This window comes from Arthrobacter sp. N199823, assembly GCF_002929705.1.
GTDB lineage: Bacteria > Actinomycetota > Actinomycetes > Actinomycetales > Micrococcaceae > Specibacter.
Genome location: NZ_PJIN01000002.1, coordinates 386,891 through 409,596, shown reverse-complemented (window position 1 = coordinate 409,596; position 22,706 = coordinate 386,891). Strand labels below are relative to the sequence as shown.

14 protein-coding genes and 3 tRNA genes are annotated in these 22,706 nt (G+C 60.1%); 8 read left to right on the top strand and 9 right to left on the bottom strand.

All coding sequences use genetic code 11. The features are described 5' to 3' along the window. The first annotated feature begins 124 nt into the window (after nucleotides 1–124). The gene (locus tag CXQ93_RS05730) at nucleotides 125–1,129 is read left to right on the top strand and encodes a type IV toxin-antitoxin system AbiEi family antitoxin domain-containing protein (RefSeq protein ID WP_104109498.1); all 1,005 of its coding nucleotides are present in this window, start codon (nucleotides 125–127) and stop codon (nucleotides 1,127–1,129) included. Between the two features lie 96 nt (nucleotides 1,130–1,225). Here CXQ93_RS05730 and metG read toward each other — a convergent pair whose 3' ends face one another. From metG to ilvD, 6 genes are all read right to left on the bottom strand, one after another. Continuing rightward, nucleotides 1,226–2,800 (bottom strand): methionine--tRNA ligase, encoded by a 1,575-nt coding sequence (gene metG, locus CXQ93_RS05725; RefSeq protein ID WP_104109497.1) that lies wholly within the window; start codon nucleotides 2,798–2,800, stop codon nucleotides 1,226–1,228. Between the two features lie 186 nt (nucleotides 2,801–2,986). Continuing rightward, a complete protein-coding gene (gene serA / locus CXQ93_RS05720; protein WP_104109496.1) occupies nucleotides 2,987–4,582 on the bottom strand; it encodes a phosphoglycerate dehydrogenase in 1,596 nt (531 codons plus the stop codon). Nucleotides 4,583–4,873: 291 nt separating this feature from the next. Then, complete coding sequence (ilvC, locus tag CXQ93_RS05715; RefSeq protein WP_104109495.1) at nucleotides 4,874–5,899, bottom strand: ketol-acid reductoisomerase; 1,026 nt, start codon at nucleotides 5,897–5,899, stop codon at nucleotides 4,874–4,876. A 127-nt stretch (nucleotides 5,900–6,026) separates the two neighbouring features. Further along, on the bottom strand, nucleotides 6,027–6,539 hold the full coding sequence (gene ilvN, locus CXQ93_RS05710; protein WP_104109494.1) for an acetolactate synthase small subunit: 513 nt from the start codon (nucleotides 6,537–6,539) through the stop codon (nucleotides 6,027–6,029). Between the two features lie 2 nt (nucleotides 6,540–6,541). After that, a complete protein-coding gene (locus CXQ93_RS05705; RefSeq protein ID WP_104109493.1) occupies nucleotides 6,542–8,431 on the bottom strand; it encodes an acetolactate synthase large subunit in 1,890 nt (629 codons plus the stop codon). A 412-nt stretch (nucleotides 8,432–8,843) separates the two neighbouring features. After that, entirely contained in the window at nucleotides 8,844–10,619 is a 1,776-nt protein-coding gene (gene ilvD / locus CXQ93_RS05700; protein WP_374953388.1) for a dihydroxy-acid dehydratase, read from the bottom strand. A gap of 438 nt (nucleotides 10,620–11,057) precedes the next feature. Here ilvD and CXQ93_RS05695 point away from each other — a divergent pair. The 4 genes from CXQ93_RS05695 to CXQ93_RS05680 all read left to right on the top strand — a co-directional run bounded on the left by CXQ93_RS05695 (nucleotide 11,058) and on the right by CXQ93_RS05680 (nucleotide 12,691). Further along, nucleotides 11,058–11,130 (top strand) — tRNA-Lys (locus CXQ93_RS05695). Nucleotides 11,131–11,197: 67 nt separating this feature from the next. After that, nucleotides 11,198–11,270, top strand: a tRNA-Lys gene (locus tag CXQ93_RS05690). 421 nt (nucleotides 11,271–11,691) lie between these two features. Further along, a complete protein-coding gene (gene bcp, locus CXQ93_RS05685; protein ID WP_104109492.1) occupies nucleotides 11,692–12,168 on the top strand; it encodes a thioredoxin-dependent thiol peroxidase in 477 nt (158 codons plus the stop codon). Nucleotides 12,169–12,205: 37 nt separating this feature from the next. After that, the gene (locus CXQ93_RS05680; protein WP_104109491.1) at nucleotides 12,206–12,691 is read left to right on the top strand and encodes a DUF523 domain-containing protein; all 486 of its coding nucleotides are present in this window, start codon (nucleotides 12,206–12,208) and stop codon (nucleotides 12,689–12,691) included. Nucleotides 12,692–12,754: 63 nt separating this feature from the next. Here the strand turns inward: CXQ93_RS05680 and CXQ93_RS05675 are convergent. Next, a tRNA-Leu gene (locus CXQ93_RS05675) sits at nucleotides 12,755–12,836 on the bottom strand. Between the two features lie 152 nt (nucleotides 12,837–12,988). Between CXQ93_RS05675 and CXQ93_RS05670 the strand changes: the two genes are divergently transcribed. The 3 genes from CXQ93_RS05670 (at nucleotide 12,989) to CXQ93_RS05660 (ending at nucleotide 19,785) form a co-directional block, all read left to right on the top strand. Further along, the gene (locus CXQ93_RS05670) at nucleotides 12,989–14,677 is read left to right on the top strand and encodes an ABC transporter substrate-binding protein (RefSeq protein WP_258068624.1); all 1,689 of its coding nucleotides are present in this window, start codon (nucleotides 12,989–12,991) and stop codon (nucleotides 14,675–14,677) included. A 146-nt stretch (nucleotides 14,678–14,823) separates the two neighbouring features. Next, entirely contained in the window at nucleotides 14,824–16,311 is a 1,488-nt protein-coding gene (locus CXQ93_RS05665; RefSeq protein WP_104109489.1) for a malate:quinone oxidoreductase, read from the top strand. A gap of 78 nt (nucleotides 16,312–16,389) precedes the next feature. Next, on the top strand, nucleotides 16,390–19,785 hold the full coding sequence (locus CXQ93_RS05660; protein ID WP_104109488.1) for an efflux RND transporter permease subunit: 3,396 nt from the start codon (nucleotides 16,390–16,392) through the stop codon (nucleotides 19,783–19,785). Between the two features lie 135 nt (nucleotides 19,786–19,920). Here CXQ93_RS05660 and CXQ93_RS05655 read toward each other — a convergent pair whose 3' ends face one another. After that, nucleotides 19,921–20,898, bottom strand: a complete 978-nt coding sequence (locus CXQ93_RS05655) for a hypothetical protein (protein ID WP_104109487.1) — start codon at nucleotides 20,896–20,898, stop codon at nucleotides 19,921–19,923. A 217-nt stretch (nucleotides 20,899–21,115) separates the two neighbouring features. After that, nucleotides 21,116–22,567, bottom strand: a complete 1,452-nt coding sequence (locus CXQ93_RS05650) for an MFS transporter (protein ID WP_104109747.1) — start codon at nucleotides 22,565–22,567, stop codon at nucleotides 21,116–21,118. Nucleotides 22,568–22,706 lie beyond the last annotated feature (139 nt).

Here is a 22,706-nt window from a genome sequence, read left to right as displayed (position 1 = left end):
GGCCATCTTTTCCCGCAAGCGCCGTCCAAATTCAATGTTGGGGCTCCGCTGCGGACTATAAAGTTATCCACAGGCATCATATTCGCACGTCTCTCGAGCATCTTTGCAGTGAGACGCTGGGACTATGAGCATGCCACGACTGATTCTTCCATCGGACTTCGAAAAGTCCGGCCGGGACCGCCGGCAGCTGGTGGCACTATGCAATAGCGGCGAGCTCACCCGTGTGCGCCGTGGCGTTTACGCAAAGACTGCTGCCGTCCGCGAACTCAGCCCTTTACAAAACTATGGACTACATGTTCTTGCATTTCAGGCACTGACCTCACGCCAGCCCGTGCTCTGCCATGCGAGCGCAGCACTTCTGTGGGGACTGTGGATTGTGGGCACTCCCCAACGTCTGCATGTCATGACAGACGTGATGCTGGGCGGACGAAACGAAAACGGTGTGATCAGGCATCGCGGCTCCATGACTGATGGACTCCAAAGGTGCGGCCCGTTCCTGCTCACTGACAAATTGACCACGGTTGTGCAACTGATCCTCGCCCTCGATTTTCCCTACGCCGTGGCCATCTGCGATTCCAGCCTGCGCGCACCCGAAAAGAAGCATTTGTTCAATGACTTCACTCCGCCCACTATGGACTCCGCACAATTCGACCCCCTGTGGCAAAGTACCTACCCACAGGGACAAGCATTGCGGCGCGAAGATCTCATGGTCGCAGCCGACAATCTGCCAAACGCTACCGCTAGGAAACGTGCCCTGTCGGTCATCAGTTTCGCGAACCCACTGTCCGGCTCCGCTGGAGAATCAATCAGTCGGGCCAAGATGCATTTGTTTGGTTTCCCCGCCCCCGTGCTGCAAAAGCACTTCACTCTTCGTGATGGCAGCGACGCTTTCACAGACTTTTGGTTCGAGAAGATCAAGCTTGTCGGGGAATTTGACGGCAAAGGCAAGTACTTGCGTGACGACTGGGGCGGAGGCCTATCCATTCAGGATCGTGTTATGAAGGAAAAGCAACGCGAGAACCAAATCCGAGCCCAGGTCAGCGGTTTTGTCCGATGGGAATGGAAAGAAATGATGAACCGGGAACGCTTCATTAGCCTGTTGCGGGAGGCTGGGCTGCGACAGCAATAGCCCGTTCAGCCAAAAAGGACGGCGCTTGCGGGAAAAGACGGCGGCATACAACCATCTTTTCCCGCAAGCGCCGTCCGAATTCAAACGGGGGCGAAATTAGGCCTCGGCAGGCTCTTCATACCGCGGGAAGATCGGCGCCGGGGCAGGCAGGGCCGTTCCGGCAACCAGCGGGGTGGCAATCGCAGCGAACTCACGCAAGGCCGAGTCAGCAGAGTCGCCCTGGCCCAGAACCGTCAGCAGCTTCGCAGCAGCGTCCGGCATGACCGGCTGGATCAGGATCGAGACCATCCGCAGCACTTCGAGGGTCACGTACAGCACGGTTTCCATGCGAGGCACGTCAGTCTTGCGCAGAACCCACGGAGCCTGGTCGGCGAAGTAGGCGTTGGTGTCGCCCAGCACGTGCCAGATCTTCTCCAGCGAACCGTGGAAGTCCTGTACCTGGTAAGCGTTGCGGGAGATCTCCAGCAGCTCGCGAGCCGCTGCCATGATCGTCAAGTCAGCATCGGTGAAAGCGCCCGGGGTGGGAACAACGCCCCCACAGTTCTTTGCCACCATGGACAGTGAGCGCTGCGCCAGGTTGCCCAGGTTGTTGGCCAGATCCGAGTTCATGCGGCCAACCACGGCGTCGTGGTTGTAAGAGCCGTCGGCACCGAAGGGTACCTCGCGCAGCAAGAAGAAGCGCACCTGGTCCAAACCGTACTGGGCAACCCAGTCGGCCGGAGCCACCACATTACCCAAGGACTTGGACATCTTCACGCCGTTGTTGTGCAGGAATCCGTGAATCATGACGCGCTTGGGCAGTTCCAGCCCGGCGGACATGAGGAAGGCAGGCCAGTAGACAGCGTGGAAGCGGGAGATGTCCTTGCCAATGATGTGAACATCGGCCGGCCAGAACTTCTGGAACGCCTCGGATGACTCATCCGGGTAGCCAACACCTGTCAGGTAGTTGGTCAACGCGTCAACCCACACGTACATGACGTGCTTGTCATTGCCCGGAACCGGAACACCCCAGTCGAAGGTGGTGCGGCTGACTGAGAGGTCTTCCAGTCCCCCCTTGACGAAGCTAATTACCTCGTTGAAACGGGTGCGCGGGGCACCGAATTCCGGCTGAGATTCGTAGAGTGCAAGGAGCTTGTCCTGGTAGTTGGACAGGCGGAAGAAGTAGCTTTCCTCTTCGGTCCAAGTCAGCTCGGTGTCAGTGACCTTGGAGTAGCGCTTACCGTCTTCGCGCAGTTCCGTCTCGTCTTCGCCGTAGTAGGCCTCGTCACGAACGGAGTACCAGCCCTCGTACTTGCCCAGGTAAATATCCCCGGCATCTTCCATCTTCTTCCAGATGGCCTGCGAAGCGGCGTAATGATCGGCGTCCGTGGTGCGGATGAAGCGGTCGTAGCTGATGCCAAGGGCGGCGTGCGCATCTTTGTAAATGGCAGCGTTGCGGTCCACGAGTTCCTTGGGCGTGACACCGGCGGCTTCGGCGGCCTGGGCAATTTTCATGCCGTGCTCATCGGTCCCCGTCAAGAACATCACATCGTAGCCATCCAGCCGCTTGAAGCGTGCCATGGCGTCAGTGGCGATGTACTCGTAGGCGTGCCCGATGTGCGGAACACCGTTCGGGTACGTTATGGCGGTGGTCAGGTAGTAAGGCGTCTTGGCCGATTCAGTAGATGTCACCCCCCAAATTTACCGTGAACCCGACGAAACACCGATTCGTGACCCTTGCATCCCACGCAACGGCCGTTAACGCACGACTGCGGCCGGGTTCCCGGAGCGGGGATGGATTTTCAAGGTCTCTCAGCGACCGAGGAAATCTTACTGCCCGCGAGGGAATCCGGCCGCCGTCGTGGCAGCCTAGGGAGTTCAGTCCTCCAGGTCGACCTCGCGGGCCACGGTGGCGCCGATCTCGGTCTTGATGGATTCCAGCAATGCCTGCGGCACTGAGCTGTCGACAGTGATGAGGGCCAGTGCCTGGCCGCCTTCGCTGTGGCGGGCAACCTGCATGCCGGCGATGTTGACGTCATTCTCACCGAGGATGCGGCCCAGGGTGCCGACCACGCCGGGACGGTCTGCGTAGGAGATCACCAGGAGGTGATCGCTCATGGGGATTTCCAGCTCGTAACCGTTGACGCCCACGATCTTCTGGATCTGCTTCGGGCCTGTCAGGGTGCCGGAGACGGAGATCTGTGAATCGTCGGACAGGGCTCCGCGGATGGTCAGCACGTTGCGGTAGTCAGCGGATTCCAGTGTGGTGATCAAGTTGGTCTTGATGCCGCGCTGCTCGGCCAAAACCGGAGCGTTGACGTAGGAGACCTGCTCGGAGACGACGTCCTTGAAGACGCCCTTCAGTGCGGAGAGCTCCAGTGCCTTGACGTCCAGGGCGGCAATTTCACCGGCAATTTCGACGTCAATCTGTGTCACGGAGGCGTGGGACAGCGCAGTGAAGATGCGGCCCAGCTTCTCGATCAGGGGGATGCCCGGGCGAACCTCGGCGGCAATGACGCCCCCGGCAACGTTCACGGCATCCGGAACCAGCTCGCCAGCAAGGGCCAGGCGCACGGACTTGGCGACCGAGACACCGGCCTTTTCCTGAGCTTCCTCGGTGGAGGCACCCAGGTGCGGGGTGGCGATGACGTTGTCCAGTTCCAGGAAGTCGACGTCGGTGGCCGGCTCCTTGACGAACACATCGATGCCGGCTCCGGCAATGTCGCCTTCGCGCAGCGCAATGTTCAAGGCTGCTTCGTCAATGAGACCGCCGCGGGCCACATTGATGACGTAGGCGCTCTTCTTCATCTTCTTGAACGCTTCGGTGCTGATCATGCCCAAGGTTTCGGGTGTGCGCGGCATGTGAATCGTGATGAAGTCGGACTGTTCCAACAGCTCATCGAGCGAGAGCAGTTGCACACCGAGGCTGGCGGCACGGGCGCTGGTGACGTAGGGATCGTAAGCAACGATCTCCATGCCGAAGGCTTTGGCACGCTCGGTGATCAGGGCGCCAATGCGGCCCAAACCGATGATGCCCAGCTTCTTTTCCAGCAGTTCGGTGCCGGTGTACTTGGAGCGCTTCCACTCGCCGTTCTTCAGGGCGGTGCTGGCGGCCGGGATGTGGCGGGCCAGGGAAAGAATGTGGCCGATGGTCAGCTCGGCTGCGGAGACAATGTTCGAGGTCGGGGCGTTAACCACCATGACGCCGGCCTGCGTTGCGGCCTTGATGTCAACGTTGTCCAGCCCCACACCGGCACGAGCGATGACCTTCAGGTTCTTAGCCGCGGCGATGGCCTCGGCATCCACGAGCGTTGCGGAGCGAACCAGGATCGCATCGACATCAACAATGGCGGAGAGCAGCGCGGAACGGTCTGCTCCGTCAGCGTGGCGGATCTCGAAATCGGGACCCAATGCCTCGATCGTGGCGGGCGAAAGTTCCTCAGCGAGGAGTACTACTGGCTTGGTGGCTGTCACCGGTGACCTCTTTAGCTCTCAATTAGTGTTCTTGTGGGGATTTTGGTGATGGTTCTTGTGTTGTCATTCCAACGACAAAAGCCGGTCTTCAGTTTATGGGAGACCGGTGTCACGGCCGTAATAAATGGCGGGAACAACGACGCAAGCGATACAAATCACATGCGAATGGAGGCTTTTGTCCACTCTGTGGTCACTGTCCGTTAACTTTTGTCACCTAGGAAAGTACGACGGCGCCTGCCGGACCGAGTGGGTCCGGCAGGCGCCGTCGTCGTTAACTGCCGAGGGTCCAAACTAGCGGGCTACGGAGCCTTCGGTGTAGTCGTCGCTGTTGCTGACCCAGGAGAACAGTCCGCGCAGTTCGCGGCCGGTGGCTTCGATCGGGTGCTCTTCGCCCTTCTTGCGCAGCGCCTTGAATTCAACGCCGCCGTTGTCCTGGTCCTCGATGAAGCGAGTTGCGAAAGCACCGCTCTGGATGTCGGCCAGAACAGCCTTCATGTTTTCCTTCACCTCGGGGGTGATGACGCGCGGGCCGGAGACGTAGTCGCCGTACTCGGCAGTGTCGGAGACGCTCCAACGCTGCTTGGCAATGCCACCTTCCCACATGAGGTCAACGATGAGCTTGAGCTCGTGCAGCACCTCGAAGTAGGCGATTTCCGGCTTGTAGCCAGCTTCGGTGAGAACTTCAAAACCGTACTGAACCAGCTGTGAGGTACCGCCACAGAGAACTGCCTGCTCGCCGAACAGATCCGTTTCGGTCTCTTCGGTGAAGGTGGTCTCGATGACGCCGGCGCGGGTTCCGCCGATGCCCTTTGCGTAGGAGAGGGCCAGAGCCTTGGCGCCGCCGGTGAAATCCTGCTCAATAGCGATCAGGTCAGGGATGCCACGGCCGGCTTCGAATTCGCGGCGTACGGTGTGACCCGGAGCCTTAGGAGCAACCAAGGCAACATCAACATCAGCCGGGGGCGTGATGTAGCCGAAGCGGATGTTGAAGCCGTGGCCGAAGAACAGGGCGTCGCCAGCCTTCAGGTTCGGTGCAATGTCCTCGGCGTAAACGAAGCGCTGAACCTGGTCCGGGGTAAGGATCATGATCAGGTCGGCTTCAGCCGTGGCTTCTGCAACGCTGAGGACGCGCAGGCCCTCTGCCTCTGCCTTAGCGATGGACTTGGAGCCCGCCTTCAGGCCAACGCGTACGTCAACACCTGAATCGCGCAGGCTCAGTGCGTGTGCGTGGCCCTGGCTACCGTAACCAATAACGGCAACCTTGCGACCCTGGATGATGGACAGGTCGGCGTCGTCGTCGTAGTACATGTCAGTCACTGTGGAACTCCTTGAATAACTTGAATAAATGGCGTGTTGCTTCATTGAAAAGACTTTTTGTGTGGACCCGGCCCACTCCCCTGATACGGAAAGCTTGCGGAACTACCGAGTCCTGGTGGGCCGTGCGCTAGGAAGCGCGCAGCGCCCTGTCGCTCATGGAACGGGTTCCCCGCCCAATGGCCAAGGTGCCAGATTGCACAATTTCCCGGATCCCGAAGGGCTCCAAGACGTTAAGCAAGGCTGCTAGCTTGTCAGCGTAGCCGGTGGCTTCAATGGTCAATGAGTCTGTGGACACATCAACCACGGAAGCCCGGAAGAGATCTGCGGCTTGGGTTACCTGCAGTCTCGTAGCGGCATCCGCACGCACCTTGACCAGGATGTGGTCCCGCTGCACGGAATTCTCTGCAACCAGTTCAACAATCTTGATGACGTTGACCAGTTTGTTCAGCTGTTTGGTGACTTGTTCAATCAAGTCCCCGTCTGCGTCAACCACCACAGTCATGCGGGAAATCCCGGCAATCTCTGTGGGGCCAACGGCAAGTGAGTTGATATTGAAGGCGCGGCGGGCAAACATGCTAGCCACACGGGTCAATACGCCGGGCTTATCTTCAACCAGTACGGAAAGAGTATGTCGAGTCATTTCTAGTCCTCCTCGTCCCACACCGGGGTCATGTTCCGGGCTACCTGAATCTGATCATTGCTGACGCCTGAGGGCACCATCGGCCACACCATGGAATCGGGGCTGACCACGAAGTCGATGATGACCGGGCGGTCATTGATGGCCAAGGCAGCCTCAATGGTTGCGTCAATGTCCTCAACGCGTTCGCAGCGCAGACCAGCGCAGCCGTAAGCGTCTGCCAACTTCACAAAGTCAGGTACGCGAATGGTGTCATGGCCGGTGTTCAGATCGGTGTTGGAGTAGCGGCTGTTGTAGAACAGCGTCTGCCACTGGCGCACCATGCCCAAGGAAGAGTTGTTGATAATGGCAACCTTGATGGGAATGTTGTTAATGCGGCACGTAGCCAATTCCTGGTTGGTCATCTGGAAACAGCCGTCGCCGTCAATCGCCCAGACCACGCGGTCCGGACTACCCACCTTGGCACCCATGGCTGCGGGAACCGAGTAGCCCATGGTTCCGGCACCACCGGAGTTGAGCCAGGAACGGGGACGCTCATACTTGATGAACTGTGCAGCCCACATCTGGTGCTGGCCAACGCCTGCAACGTAGACGCCTTCAGGACCTGTCAGCTCACCAATGCGTGAGATGACGCGCTGTGGGGACATGAGTCCATCTTCAGGTTCAGTCCAGCCCAGCGGGTAGGTGTCGCGCAGGTTACCCAGGAACGCCCACCAATCGCCCAGGTCGGGAGTTCCGTTGCTCTCAAATTCCACCTTCACGGCGGCCGAGAGGTCCGGAATGATCTCCTTGAGTGAACCAACAATCGGCACATCAGCCGTACGGTTCTTGGAAATTTCCGCCGGGTCAATGTCCGCGTGGATGACCTTGGCGTGCGGGGCGAAGCTGCTCAGGACACCGGTGACACGGTCGTCAAAACGTGCACCCAAGGTGATGAGCAGATCGGATTGCTGCAGGGCTGTCACGGCCGAGACCGTGCCGTGCATGCCGGGCATGCCCACATGCAGCGTGTGCGAATCAGGGAAAGCTCCGCGGGCCATCAACGTGGTGACCACGGGGGCACCAGTCAATTCGGCCAGAATCAGCAATTCCTCAGACGCGTTGGCCTTGATGACTCCGCCACCCACGTACAGCACGGGCTTCTTGGCTTCACGAATCAATCGAGCTGCTTCACGCAACTGCTTCGAGTGACCGCGGAACACAGGACGGTAGCCGGGCAGATCAATGACCGGCGGCCAGGAGAACGTCATCTGAGCCTGCTGGGCGTCCTTGGCAAAGTCCACCAGCACGGGGCCGGGGCGTCCGGTGGAGGCGAGGTGGAATGCCTCGGCCAACACACGGGGAATGTCATTGGGGTCCGTCACCAGGTACGAGTGCTTGGTGATCGGCATGGTGATACCAACGATGTCGGCCTCTTGGAAGGCGTCGGTGCCGATCACGGCGCTAGATACCTGACCGGTAATGGCCACCAGCGGAACCGAGTCCATGTGCGCATCCATGATGGCTGTGACTAGGTTGGTGGCGCCGGGACCCGAGGTGGCGATGCAAACGCCAACTTCTCCGGTGACCATGGCGTAACCCTGTGCAGCATGGCCGGCACCCTGTTCGTGGCGCACCAAAATGTGGTTCAGATCAGATGCCATCAGCGGGTCATAAGTGGGAAGAATGGCACCACCGGGCAGGCCGAAGATGTCCTTGACACCCAACTCTTCAAGTGAGCGGACAAGCGCCTCGGAGCCGGTCATTTGGATGGGTGCCACAACATTGTTGGGACCCACGACGGCGGATGCCTGGCTTGAGGTGCTGACCGCACCGGCATGGGTGCTCGCTTGTGCACCGTGCCCGGGGGACTTGGCTGCCATCAGCGCTGGGCTGGCGGGCGTTCCTTTGCTCATCGGTTCTTCCTTTGGGGAACTCTTGCTTGGGTAATTCTTCTGTAGCTGCGTTTGGTGCAGGGTGGCTCACGCAGTATTACAAGTCGCCGCTGGTGGTGGAAACAAAAAAACCCCTCTTGCCCATAAGGCTTTCATCGAGGGGTTTGCACGTGTTGTGGCGTTCTCTCATCTAAAGAAAGCCACAAGCCAATAACCATGGGTGTGGTCATTGCGCGTCACGCGCTAGCTAATGACGGCTAAGAGCTCTCGTTGCATGTGTTTAGTCTCCCGTTTTACGCTCTTGAGTGTCAAACGCGCCACACCGGCATCTCATTATGTGGACTCCATGTCCACTCTGTGGTCATGGCTCCGCTTGTCCCTGAGATTCCGGGGCTGAATGCGCGAGCGAACCCAGCCCAGCCAAAGACCAGAGCTAGTTGCAATAGGCGCCCGTGGACGCGCTGTTGACTAGCTTTGCATACTTGGCCAAGACACCCGTGGTGAACTTGGCCGGCAATGGTTCCCAGCCACGCTTCCGCGATTCGAGCTCGTTCGGATCAACTAGCAAATCAAAGGTTCGCGCGGCTATATCAACACGGATCTTGTCCCCGTCGCGCACAAAGGCGATGGGACCGCCGTCGACCGCTTCAGGAGCAACGTGGCCAATACATAGCCCGGTAGTGCCTCCGGAGAAGCGCCCGTCAGTCAACAGCAACACGTCCTTGCCCAGGCCTGCACCCTTGATGGCGCCGGTAATGGCGAGCATCTCGCGCATGCCTGGCCCACCCTTGGGGCCCTCGTAACGAATCACCACCACGTCGCCGGCATGAATTTCGCCGCGATCCAGGGCCTCGAGCGCCCCCTGCTCACGTTCAAACACCCGGGCAGAGCCCTCAAAGACATCCAAATCGAAGCCCGCGCTCTTCACAACGGCCCCATCCGGCGCCATGGAACCATGCAAAATGGTGATGCCACCGGTCTTGTGGATGGGGTTGTTCATGGCTCGCAGCACCTTGCCATCCGGATCCGGCGGGTTGATTTCGGCCAGGTTCTCGGCCACCGTTTTACCGGTAACGGTGAGGCAATCGCCATGGATAAGTCCGGCGTCGAGCAGGGCCTTCATGATGACGGGCACTCCGCCGATCTTGTCCACGTCGAACATCACGTAGCGGCCAAAGGGCTTCAGATCACCTAGGTGCGGGACCTTATCGCCAATGCGGTTGAAATCGGAAAGGGTCAAATCAACGTTGGCTTCGCGCGCGATCGCCAAGAGGTGCAGGACCGCATTAGTGGAGCCGCCGAAAGCCATGGTGACGGCAATGGCGTTCTCGAAGGCCTTCTTGGTCATGATGTCACGGGCCCGAATGCCCTGCTCCAGAAGATGGACCACGGCTTCACCGGATTTGCGGGCGTACATGTCACGACGGCGGTCGGCGCTGGGCGGGGCGGCCGATCCTGGCAGCGACATGCCCAGTGCCTCGCCAATGCACGCCATGGTGTTGGCCGTGTACATGCCGCCACAGGCGCCCTCGCCGGGGCAGATGGCACGTTCAATGGTGTCCAGATCCTTCAGGCTCATGGTGCCGGCAGCACAGGCACCCACCGCTTCGAAGGCGTCAATCAGGGTCACTTCCCTTTCCGTGCCGTCTTCCATTTTCGCGAAGCCGGGCATGATCGAGCCGGCATAGAGGAAAACGCTGGCCAGATTGAGCCGGGCCGCTGCCATGAGCATGCCGGGCAGGGATTTATCGCAACCCGCGAGCAGGACGGAGCCGTCCAGCCGCTCGGCCATCATGACGGTTTCCACGGAATCGGCAATGACTTCACGGGAGACCAGGGAAAAGTGCATTCCCTCATGACCCATGGATATGCCGTCGGAGACTGAGATGGTGCCGAACTGCATGGGGAACCCGTCGGCCGCAAACACGCCTTCCTTGGCACCCTGAGCAAGGCGGTTCAAGGAAAGGTTGCAGGGGGTGATCTCATTCCACGAGCTGGCCACACCAATTTGCGGCTTCCTAAAATCGTCATCCCCCATGCCGACGGCACGGAACATGCCACGAGCGGGCGTGGCATGAATACCGTCGGTGACAACGCGACTGCGCGGCTTGATGTCCGGCTTGCCATCAGCCGTGCGTACAACAGTGTCCTTCAGGTCAACAGTGTCTTTTGTGTCTGTCGGTTCAACCGAATTCGTCTCGACGCTCATGAGCGTCAGTCTATGACTGAAATATGAAGTAGACCACAGGCTGGCCGGGTAAGTCCGCTTCACGGCAGGTTTATCGCGGGGCTCGTCGCGGGCTATCGCGGGGCAAATTTCACCCTACACAGCACCCATCCCCCACCGTTCCGCCCAACGCGCGTCTCGCGATGGCTCAACAAACGGCTAGCGAAGCCCCTTCGCGGCCTACGCCCCAGGCTGAGAGCAGATCATTTTCCGGCCTGCTGCAGAACATTTTCCCACTGAACCTACCCGCCAGATTCCGCGAGATGACGCGGTTTCTGGCCCCGGCAAATGTGATCCCTGCCGCAAACAGGGCAAAATGGCGTTTCTCGATTTCACACCTGCCCAAAAAAGCCGTATAGTTTCATGTCGTTGCAAAGAACACCACGGACACAAACCGCGGTGGGCTACAGTAACGAAGATGCACCTCTAGCTCAATTGGCAGAGCAATTGACTCTTAATCAATGGGTTTCCGGTTCAAGTCCGGAGGGGTGCACAGAGTAGGACTGTTCCAACACCGGTAACAACTGGTGTTGGAACAGTTTTTTACTGTTACAAAAGACGCACCTCTAGCTCAATTGGCAGAGCAATTGACTCTTAATCAATGGGTTTCCGGTTCAAGTCCGGAGGGGTGCACAAAAGGGTAACCGCTTCATCACTGGTACTAACCGGCGATGGAGCGGTTTTTTGTTGCCCCGTTGCTGTCCCCCAAGCCTCTTTCGTTGCTGTCCCCCAAGCCACTTTCGGGGGTTAGCGGGCCGGTTAGCGGGGCTCACCCGAGGTCCGGGGGTAGTTATTACCTTTCGCGCCTGGCTGGCCGTGCGCGAAAGGTAATAACTACCCCCGGACACGGGGAGCGTGTCCGCACCGGCCGCGAATGGTAACTTCTACCCCCGAACCCAAGAGCCCGCGAGCCCTTACCCATATCCGGTGGCCACCCGGCGTTTCGCTACTGTCGGCCGCAGTGGCCTACGCTGGGAAGTCCCTGCCGCAGCCAGACTGCGGCCCCTTTCGGCCTCCATACCGTGGCCACCACCACTTCCCCAAGGAGTTCCCCATGACAGAGCGTCTAGTCCCCGGCGAACTGGCCCCCGCGTTCAGCCTGCCAAATGCGGACGGTGGCACCACCTCGCTGACCGACTTTGCTGGCAAGAACGTGATCGTCTTCTTTTACCCGGCGGCCATGACGCCCGGTTGCACCAAGCAGGCCTGCGATTTCCGTGACAGCCTGGCGTCTCTGCAGGCTGCAGGCTACGAGGTTGTGGGTATTTCACCGGATCCGGTGGCCAAGCTGGAAAAGTTTGTTGCCCGTGACGCACTGAGCTACCCGCTGCTCAGCGACGCCGATCATGCAGTGGCGCTCAGCTACGCAGCGTGGGGCGAAAAGAAGAACTACGGCAAGACTTATGAGGGTTTGATCCGCTCAACGATCGTGATCGATGAGGCCGGCAGCGTTAAATTAGCTCAGTACAACGTCCGGGCCACCGGCCACGTGGCCAAGCTGCGCCGCGATTTGAAGCTCGACGCCGCCTAACTCTCCTCATACTCTCAGTGACAGGACGCGCATAGGCATGACTGAGAAACTGACGCTGGTGAGTTCTTGTCTGGCCGGGTTGCCGTGTCGCTACGACGCGCGAGCCCGGCCGGACGCCGCCGTGGTTCAGGCCGTCGCGGCAGGGAAGGCCATTCCGGCCTGTGCCGAACAGCTGGGCGGTTTACCCACCCCGCGTCCTCCGGTGGAAATCGTCGGAGGAGATGGGCACGAGGTCTTAGCGGGCACGGCCGCTGTCCTGACGGTCGACGGCGATGATCTCACCGCCGAGTTTGTGCGCGGCGCGGAGCTAGTGGCAGACATTGCCGCCACCAAAGGCATCACTCACGCCGTCCTTCAGGCCCGGAGCCCCTCCTGCGGCTGCGGCACCATCTACGACGGCAGCCACAGCGGGGCACTCATGAACGGCGACGGCGTGCTGGCCGCGGTTTTGAAATCACGCGGAGTCACGGTTGAGGCGCGCCGCGGGGAATCCCCGCAGCCGCCCGTGTGTCCTACTTCGTGAGTCCGCCGCCTCAGCGGGCAAAACGAAAGGCCCTGTTCAACAGAACAGGGCCTTTAACTTTTGTGCGCAAGAGGGGACTTGAACCCCTACGCCCGAAGGCACAGGTACCTAAAACCTGCGTGTCTACCAATTCCACCACTCGCGCAGGTGCATTGAAGCATGAACAATACTACAGGTTTGTCGCAGTACTTTTAACCACACGTTCATTCTCCCCGACACAGCCCCCAAGGATGCCCCCAGAATTTCCCACTATGATGAGTGGCTGATGGACAGTCCATGCTGCAAGGAGACCCGAACGTGCCAAGCCCTGCCAGAGTACTGCGCAAGGTGATCCAGCGAGCGGTGGCACTGTCCGCCGTCGTTCTTCTGAGTGCCACAGCCTGCACCTCCCCCACCCCGGTTGCGCCAAGTACCACGGCGGCCCCCACCGTGGCCCCGACGCCCACCGTTTTCACCTTTGGCACGGGATCTGACCCGCTGGGATTCGATCCGGCGCTGGTTTCCGACACGGAATCGTACCGGGTGACGCGGCAGGTCATGGAGGGTTTGTTGACCATCGACTCGGTCACGGGAGACCCCGCGCCGAGCCTGGCCACCGAATGGGCCACGGACGATGACGGGCTGAGCTACACGTTTAAGCTCCGCAAGGATGTTGCGTTCCATGACGGCACCCCTTTCGACGCCGCAGCAGTGTGCACCAACTTTGACCGCTGGTACTCCATGCCCGTCGCTACCCGCGGTGACGGCTCAGCCGCCATGTTCAAGCAGGTCTTCCGGGCCTTCAATGACGATCCCAAAAACTCCCTGTACGAAGGCTGTACCGTTGACGGTCCGCTCGAGGTGACACTTGAGTTGAAAACGCGACTCACCGGATTCCTCCCCGCACTGACCCTGCCGGCATTCGCAATCTCCTCCCCCACCGCGTTGAAAACCAACACCGCCAACGTCCTGGATCAAGCCCTGGCCAGCAACAAGGTCTCGCGCTACGGACTGCATCCCGTGGGCACCGGGCCATTCACCTTTGGCTCGGCATCCGCTGGCTCTGTGACCATGCAGGCCAACAAGGACTATTGGGGCGAAAAAGGGCAGATCACCACACTGAAATTCAAGACCTTTGAACAGTCCGCAACCCGGCTCGCTGCCCTGGAAGACGGCTCCATTGACGGCTATGACCCCGTCACCCCGGACAACTTGGACAAGCTCATCAAGAGTGGCAAGCAGGTGCTACAGCGCGATCCGTTCTCCGTCATGTACTTGGGCATCAACCAAAAGATTCCAGCGTTAGCGGATCTGAAGGTGCGTGAAGCCCTGGCCGCGGCAATCGATAAGTCAACTCTTGTCAACAATTTCTTCATCGCAGGAACCGCCGCCACAGCCCAGTTCATCCCGCCCAAGCTCAGCGGCTTCAACAACGCTGTGGCCGGGATTGCCTACGATCCCCAGAAGGCGAAGACACTCCTGGCTGATTCCAGTTACAAGGGAGAAGAACTCACGTTCTACTACCCCACCGATACTGCACGCACGTACCTGCCCACCCCGGAAAAGGTCTACGCCCAAATTGCCGCAGAACTCACCAAGGTGGGTTTCAACATCAAGCCCGTGCCGATTCCGTGGAACGAAGGCTACCTGGCAGCTGTCACGGACGACGGCAAACATGCGCTGAGCCTCATGGGTTGGAACGGCAGCTATGCCGACCCGGATAACTTTGTAGGCCCCATTTTCGGCTCCCCCGGTGCTGAGCTGGGAATGGTGGACCCGCAACTCGTTTCCAAGATCACCAGGGCACGCAGCATGCCCAACGGCCCGGACCGGATTGCCGCTTACGCATCGATCAGCAAGCAAATCGCGGCCACAGTTCCTGCAGTCCCCATAGCTTTCCCGATCTCCGCGATCGCGCTCTCGGACCGAGTGGCGTCCTATCCGCTGAGCCCAGTACTCAACGAGGTCTTCAATTATGTGAAGCTGACCCCGCCCGCCACAGGCTGAGCGGCGCAGTTCTACAGCAGTGAAACAGCGGCGCAACAGCCGCTCACCACAGGAACACAGAAGTGGGCGCCGACACCTGATTTATACATCCAGCACGTGCCGCGATACGCTTCTAGCGCTAGGAAGAGCCTCTACCGGAGTTGACTGTGACCTTCATTTCGAACACCAAAGACGCTGACGTCGTCCTCATCGGAGGCGGCATCATGAGCGCCACGCTGGGCACCATGCTCAAGCAACTCGAACCAAACTGGAAGATTGTGCTGTTTGAACAGCTCGATACGCCAGGATTGGAATCCTCAAGCCCGTGGAACAACGCCGGTACCGGCCACTCCGCGCTCTGTGAGCTGAACTACTCGCCAGCTGCCAAAGACGGTAGTGTGAACCCGGCCAAGGCCATTCACATCAACGAGCAGTTCCAGCTCTCGCGCCAGTTCTGGTCGCATCTGGTGGACGAATCGCTGATTGGATCCCCCAAGGGCTTCATCAACACCGTCCCCCACATGAGCTTTGTCATTGGCGAAGCTCACCGGAAATTCCTCAAGACCCGGCACGAAGCGCTGAAGCAGAACCCGGTCTTTGCCTCCATGGAGTACTCCGAGGACCCGGCAACCATTGCCAAGTGGGCCCCCTTGGTCATGAAGGGACGCGACCCGCAGGAGCAGGTTTCCGCTACCCGCGCCGCAGAAGGCACTGATGTGGACTTTGGCGCCCTGACCCGTGAACTCATCGGGTACATGGATCAGAACGGTGTCGAGATTAACTACGGCACCACCGTCACTGATGTCTCACGGACCTCCGACGGCGGATGGGACCTTGCGCTCAAGCACCCCTCCTCCGGTGAGTACGGCAAGATCAAGTCCAAGTTTGTCTTCATCGGTTCCGGTGGCGGCGCCCTGCACCTGCTGCAGAAGTCCGGCATCCCCGAGGGCAAGGGCTTTGGCGGTTTCCCCGTCTCAGGTCAGTTCTTCCGGTGCACGGATGAGTCGATCGCAGCCCAGCACAGCGCCAAGGTCTACGGACAGGCATCAGTGGGCGCACCTCCCATGTCCGTGCCTCACTTGGACACCCGTTACGTGGGCGGCAAGCGCTCCTTGCTGTTCGGACCGTACGGCGGATTCTCCACCAAGTACCTCAAGACCGGTAGCTACATGGACCTGCCCGGTTCCATCCGCGCCAACAACATCATCCCGATGCTGGCTGTTGGCAAGGACAACCTGGATCTGGTGAAGTACCTGGTCAGCGAGGTGACCAAGTCCCGCTCCGGCAAGGTAGATGCGCTCCATGAGTACTTCCCCGAAGCCGAAGGCAACGATTGGGAACTCATCACCGCTGGCCAGCGCGTGCAGATCATCAAGAAGGATGCCAAAAAGGGCGGCGTGCTGCAGTTCGGCACCGAGGTCATCACGGCAGCCGACGGTTCACTTTCAGCACTGTTGGGCGCCTCACCGGGTGCCTCCACGGCTGTGCCGATCATGCTTGAACTGCTGCAGCGTTGCTTCCCGCGTAAATTCAAGCTGGAATGGCAGGATTCGCTGCGCACCATGATGCCCACCTACGGCACCAAGCTCAACGACAATGCCGAAGCGTTTGAAAAGAGCCTGGCTGCAACAGCAGCATCGTTGCAGCTGAAGTAACACCAGAGCCCAGCTCAGTCTCACAATCATGTGAACGGGGCCCGGATCCAACAGACATGACACACGGGGAGTGGTTTTATGTTCAATTTGGCCAAAATGTCGTTGGGGAACCGGGCCCTGATCGCCCTGATCACCATCTTTGCGATGGTGTTCGGGGTCATCACCCTTGGCTCACTCAAACAGGAACTCATTCCCAGCATTGAGTTCCCGCAGATCACGGTGGTTTCGGCCATGCCCGGCGCCTCCCCCGCCGTGGTCGACAAACAGGTCAGCGAGCCCCTCGAAGCGGCACTGAACGCGGTTGAAGGTCTGGAATCCAGCACCTCCACATCGCGCAGCGGCTTCTCCACCATCAACCTCGCCTTCACCTATGGCACCAACTTGGACCGCGCCCGGAACCAGATTGACCGGGCCATCTCCAACGTCAGCGGCCGCCTCCCTGATGGCGTCCAACCGCAGCCCATCGCCGGCAGCATTTCCGATTTCCCGATCGTTTTCTTGGCCGTCTCCTCCGATCAGGACCTGGCTGCGCTGAACACGGATCTGGCCCGCATTGCAGTTCCTAAGCTTCTGAAGATCGACGGCGTTCGCAGCGCCGATGTGACCGGCGCCAACTCCCAGCACATTCAAATCTTGCCTGACCCCGCCAAAATGGCCGCTTCCGGGCTCAATCCCGGTGACATTGCCAAGGCGCTGGAAAATAACGGCACCTTGGTCCCCGTTGGTTCCTTGAACACTGACGGCACCACGCTCTCCATTCAGGCCGGCAGTCCCGTCGATTCCCTCGATGCCGTCAAGGCCCTGCCGCTAGGTGGATCCAACGCCGCCGCTGGTGCCTCCATCCCCACCATTGCCCAGGTGGCAGCCGTAACACTGGCCGATGACCCCACCACCTCCATCACCCGTACCAACGGCAAAGCCACGCTGGCCCTTTCCATCACCAAGAAGCCCGAAGCCGACACGGTCTCCCTCTCTGCGCAGGTCAACGAGCTACTGCCAGAGCTCACTGCCTCCATGGGCAACAACACCAAGTTCACGACAGTGCTGGACCAGGCACCGTTCATTGAAAAGTCCATCCACGATCTCACGGTCGAGGGCCTGCTGGGACTGGGCTTCGCCGTCGTCATCATCTTGATTTTCCTGATGTCCGTGCGCTCCACCCTGGTCACCGCCATCTCCATCCCCTTGTCCTTGCTGGTGACCTTCATCGGGCTCTGGGCCACGGGCTACTCGTTGAACATCCTGACCTTGGGAGCACTGACCATTGCCATTGGCCGGGTGGTGGATGACTCCATTGTGGTTATTGAAAACATTAAGCGGCACCTCAGTTATGGCGAGGATAAGAAAACAGCGATTCTGGCTGCCATTCGCGAGGTTGCCGCTGCCATCACCGCCTCCACGCTGACCACTGTGGCCGTGTTCTTGCCCATCGCCTTTGTGGGCAGCTTGGCGGGAGAGCTCTTTCGGCCCTTCGCCCTCACAGTCACTTTTGCCCTGATCGCCTCACTGCTGGTCTCGCTGACCATTGTTCCGGTGCTGGCCTACTGGTTCCTGAAATCCACTCCCCCCGTTGCGGCTGCTGTTGCCGGTTCCGCTGCAACTTCCACTTCTAGTGACACTGCCACTGCCACGAACGACGGCGGCACACCCTTGAGTGGCCAGGCTCTGCTGAGCGCTGTGGAAGAGAAGGAGCGCTCGTCCTGGCTGCAGCGCGGCTACCTCCCCATCCTCTCCAAGACCCAGAAGCACCCTGTGGTGACGCTGATTGCTGGTGGCGTCATCTTGGGCGCCACACTGGCCATGACGCCGCTTTTGCAGACAAATCTGCTCGGCGACACGGGGCAGAACAGCATGAGCATTCAGCAGGACCTGCCGGCTGGCACCAGCCTCGAGGTCACCAACACCGCAGCCCAAAAAGTTGAGGACGCTATTTCTGGGATTAGCGGTGTCACCGATGTGCAGGTGACGGTGGGCAACGCTTCCAGCGGCTTCTCCGCGCTGCTCTCTTCAGGCGCCTCGAGTGCATCATTCCAGGTCATCACCGATCCTGACGTGGACCAACCGGCCTTGCAGGACACGGTGCGGAAGGCCGTGACGAGCATCAAGGATGCCGGCACCATCACACTCGGTTCTCAAGGCGGCGGCTTCGGTATGTCATCCACAGTGGATATCACCGTCAAAGCAACCACTGGCGACGAACTACAACAAGCTAGTGACGCACTGGTCAAGGCCATGACCGGGATTCCCGGCGCCCAGTCGGTTGAAAGCAACCTCAGCGGCACCCAGCCCGTGGTCCAGGTCAGCGTCAACCGTGCCAAGGCGGTTGCAGCAGGTCTGGACGAACAACAAATCACAGGTCTTTTGGCGGCCACCGTCAGCCCCATTCCAGGTGGCACCGTCCGCATCGACACCACCGATTACAAGGTCCAGATTGGTCTGGGCACCAAGTTTGATTCGGTGGGCGCCCTGGCTGCGGCTCAGATTCCCACGGCCGCAGGTCCCGTACCGCTGTCGCAGGTAGCTACCGTTGCGGAAGTCCAGACACCTCTGACCGTGACCTCCTCCAATGGCCAACGCACGGCAACAGTCTCTGTTACCCCTGAAGGCAATGCCCTCGGTTCGCTCAGTGCAGAGGTACAGAAGAAGCTGGACTCCATCGAGCTGCCGGCTGGCACCATTGCCACCATTGGTGGTGCAGCTACACAGCAGGCCGAATCGTTCCAGCAGTTGGGACTGGCCATGCTGGCAGCCATCGCCATTGTCTACGTGATCATGGTGGCTACGTTCAAGTCCCTCATTCAGCCGTTGATCCTGCTGGTGTCCATCCCCTTTGCCGCCACCGGCGCCATCGGCCTGCTGCTCATCACGGGTATCCCGCTGGGTTTGCCGTCATTGATTGGCATGTTGATGTTGGTGGGCATTGTGGTCACCAACGCCATTGTGCTGATTGACCTCATCAACCAGTACAGGCAACCATCCGGGGATCGGGCCGCCATGAACGTGGCCGACGCCATTGAGCATGGCGCCCGTCAACGTTTGCGGCCCATCCTGATGACGGCGCTGGCCACCATCTTTGCGTTGACACCCATGGCTCTTGGCCTCACGGGTGGCGGAGGTTTCATCTCGCAGCCGCTGGCCATTGTGGTGGTGGGCGGATTGATTTCTTCCACAGCCCTGACGCTGATCCTGGTGCCCGTGCTGTACCGGCTGGTCGAAGGCCGCAAGGAACGCCACGATTTGATCAAGGCGCTGAAGGTCATTCACAAACCCGCTCCAGGCGGCCCCAACGGCGCTGTTGTTACTAACACTGCCGGTCCTAGCAAGGCTGCTGGTGCTGCCAATGCTGCCTCCGGTGCTGATACTTCCGAGACTCCCGGCACATCAGGGCCCACGCCTGCCACGCCGGATGCCAGCTTCCAGGATTGGACCACAGGCGCAATCCCGAAGGTCCGCGGCCGCCGTGCGGCTAATTAGCAGGGCCGCTGCACCGTGAACTAGCAGGGCCCCAACTCAGCTAGGAAGCCGCTTGCTTCATCGGAGAAAAAAGTGCCGCCTGACTCACAGTCAGGCGGCACTTTTTTCTTGCACTCTTGTCATGCGTTTGTTTGGCTATTGCTGCTTCCACTTGTTGATGCGGTAGGAGTTGGCAATCTTCTCAAACGTTCCCGGGTGGGCATCCCAGTAGCTCTTGTGGCCGCTGACTCCCATCATCTGGGGCGTGCCCCACGGGGTGACGGAGAACAGGTTGACTGCCTGGATAGCTTCCCCCGCGGCAGTCTTGCAGCTGAACTGCACCACCACGGCCAGGCCGCGGCGGAACTCGCGCGATTCCGGGGTGCTGGAGGTGAAATCGCTGGCACATTTGTTGCCCACCAGCTGCTGGGTCAGCTCGGTCGTTGACGCCTTGGACAGCTTGTCTTGTGTGGCCTTGATGGCAGCTTTCACCTTGGCCGGATCACTGCCGAACTTGCCCTGGTTCGATTCTGCAAAGAACGCAAAGGCTGTGGAGACGCCGTCGGCATCCAGATCCGGGGTGCCCTGGGCAACTTGCTGCATCTCTTCGCCGGTCTCAGGGTCCTTGGTAATGCCGAAGGTACTGTCGTTGTCCCAAGACTGCAGGTACTGGAACGATGACTCGCCCGTGACGAACTTGGAGAACAACGGATCGCCGTCAGCCGGGATGTTGGTGGGGCCGGCCAGCGCATCCCAGCCAGGAGGCAGGGCAATAGCATCGGCTGGCATTCCGGCATCCGCACTCGCGCCGCCATCACCGGGAGTCGCTTCCGCACTGGGGGCAGCTTCCGTGGCAGCGTCGGCGGACGGGGCAGCCGATGCCGTCTGCTCCGCCACGGCTGTGGGCTGGGCTGTGGGGCCGACTTTCGTCAGTGCGGGGACAACCCAGACAAAGACAGCAACCAAGACGAGCACCACGAAGACGGCAACCGAGCCCAGAACAATGAACAGCGCCTTGCGGTTGGACGGCCCCTGCTGGGGTGCCGGGTAGCCCGGACCTGGGGAACCAGGAGCCGGGTAGCCTGCGGGCGGGAGGTTCGCAGGAGGCTGAGGCGCCCCGTTGTAATTGCTCATGAAAGTGCCTTTCGAAGATTTCTCGCGTCACCGGGTCAAAAGGTTCCTGCAGAATCAGGGCCTGCCGGAGGCCGTCGGTCGCGTGCGCTCCTCAAGGTTATCCGAGTAGATTCGTCGCCGGGAACGGCTTGCGGCGTGTCGGGAGCCTTTTCTCCAATTGAAAGACTAATTCACCGGGCCGGCGCCGGGGAAAGGTCCGTGAGGGGCGTGGAACGTCTCAGACTGGCAGCGTGGGGCCGAACGCCAGCTTCGGGACAAAGTACAACGCCACGGCAGCCACCAAAGCTGTCACGCCACAAATGGTCCAGACCAGCATGTAACCCGCAAGCGGAGCTGCCGTGGACCCGGCCTCAGAGGTAAGTGAGCCAAGCGCCTGACCGGCCAGCGCAATCCCAAAGATGCAGGAAGCAAAGGCCCCACCAACAGTCTTCGTGGCATTGGTGAGCCCCGTAGCCATTCCCGTTTGGGTCAGCGGTGCGGCGGCCGCGGCAGCCGAGGGCAAGGCGGCCACCAAGGCACCACTGCCCAGACCAGCAATCGCCATATTGCTCAGAACCTGCGCCATCGAATCATGGAACGGAAGGAACAGCAGGTAACCCACAGCAACGAGGAAAGCTGCGCCCATCAAGGTGATTCTCGGCGTCGTCCATCTGGTGACGAGCGGGTAGAGCAGCGCACCGGCCAGCAGACCCAAGACGTAGACGCCAATCAGGACCGAGACAAGTGACGCGCTGGCGCCGAGGCCGTAGCCTACCTCGGCAGGATCGGTGCGGGCGAACGTGGATAGCGGCGCCTGCGCGCCCAGGACCGAGACGCCGAACAGGAACGCGGTCAACTGCACCGGCCACATGCTGGGTTGGCGGAGCAGGCGGATGTCGATCAGCGGATCTTTGTGGCCCAGCTGGTGGCGCGTAAACGGGATGAGCGCCGCAAGGCCAAGCACGACGGCGGCCCACGCCCACCAGGTACCGGGGCCATTGATGCGCATGAAGGTCAGGCCTGCAGTGATGAGCAGCAGGCCGGTGGACAGCAGAGTCAGGCCTACGAGGTCGAGCCTGCCGCCGGTGCGATTCTCGGATTCGGGCACGCCGAACAGGATGACGAAGAAGCATAGGGTGACGGCAATGGCGGGGATCATCAGGGTCAGCCAGAGCTGATCCGGGATGCGGCCACCTATGAAGCCGCCGGCCAGGGCGCCCACAATGACGCCGAATTCGAGGCCCGCAACGAGGATTCCCGCCGATTTGCGTGTCAGCGCAGCACCGTCCGGACGATGGTGGGAGCGGCTGTAGACCAGCGCAATTTCCAGCGGCAGCCAGACCACGTAGAAACCTTGGAGGGCCCAGGCCGCAAGAAAGAACCAGAAGTTGGGGGCGAAGGCCACGCCCCAGGAGGCCGCAGCCGTCAGGGCCGTGGAGATGAGCAGCACTTTTCGGTGGCCGATCATATCGCCCAGTTTTGCCAGCACCGGTACAACGAGTGCGCTGACCATGAGTTGGGCAGCTTCAAACCAGTTGACGTCGGCGTCGTGGATGCCCAAATGCCTGGCGATGTCCGTCAGTAGCGGTGTGTAGTATCCCTGAAGAATGCCGCTGGTCAGCTCGACCAAGACGAGGAAACCCACAATGGCGGTGGCAGTGGGCGCGAGTCTGAGACCGGTACCTGCCATGCCACGCTGCACTGCTGCCACGGTCAACCTCCACAGTTTTTGTGACATGCATTACATGCCCCTGTGAGCATCCTAATAGCACTCCGCTGCCGGGAACATATTCGCATCCCTGCGGGTTGAGCCGTATAATAGATACAAA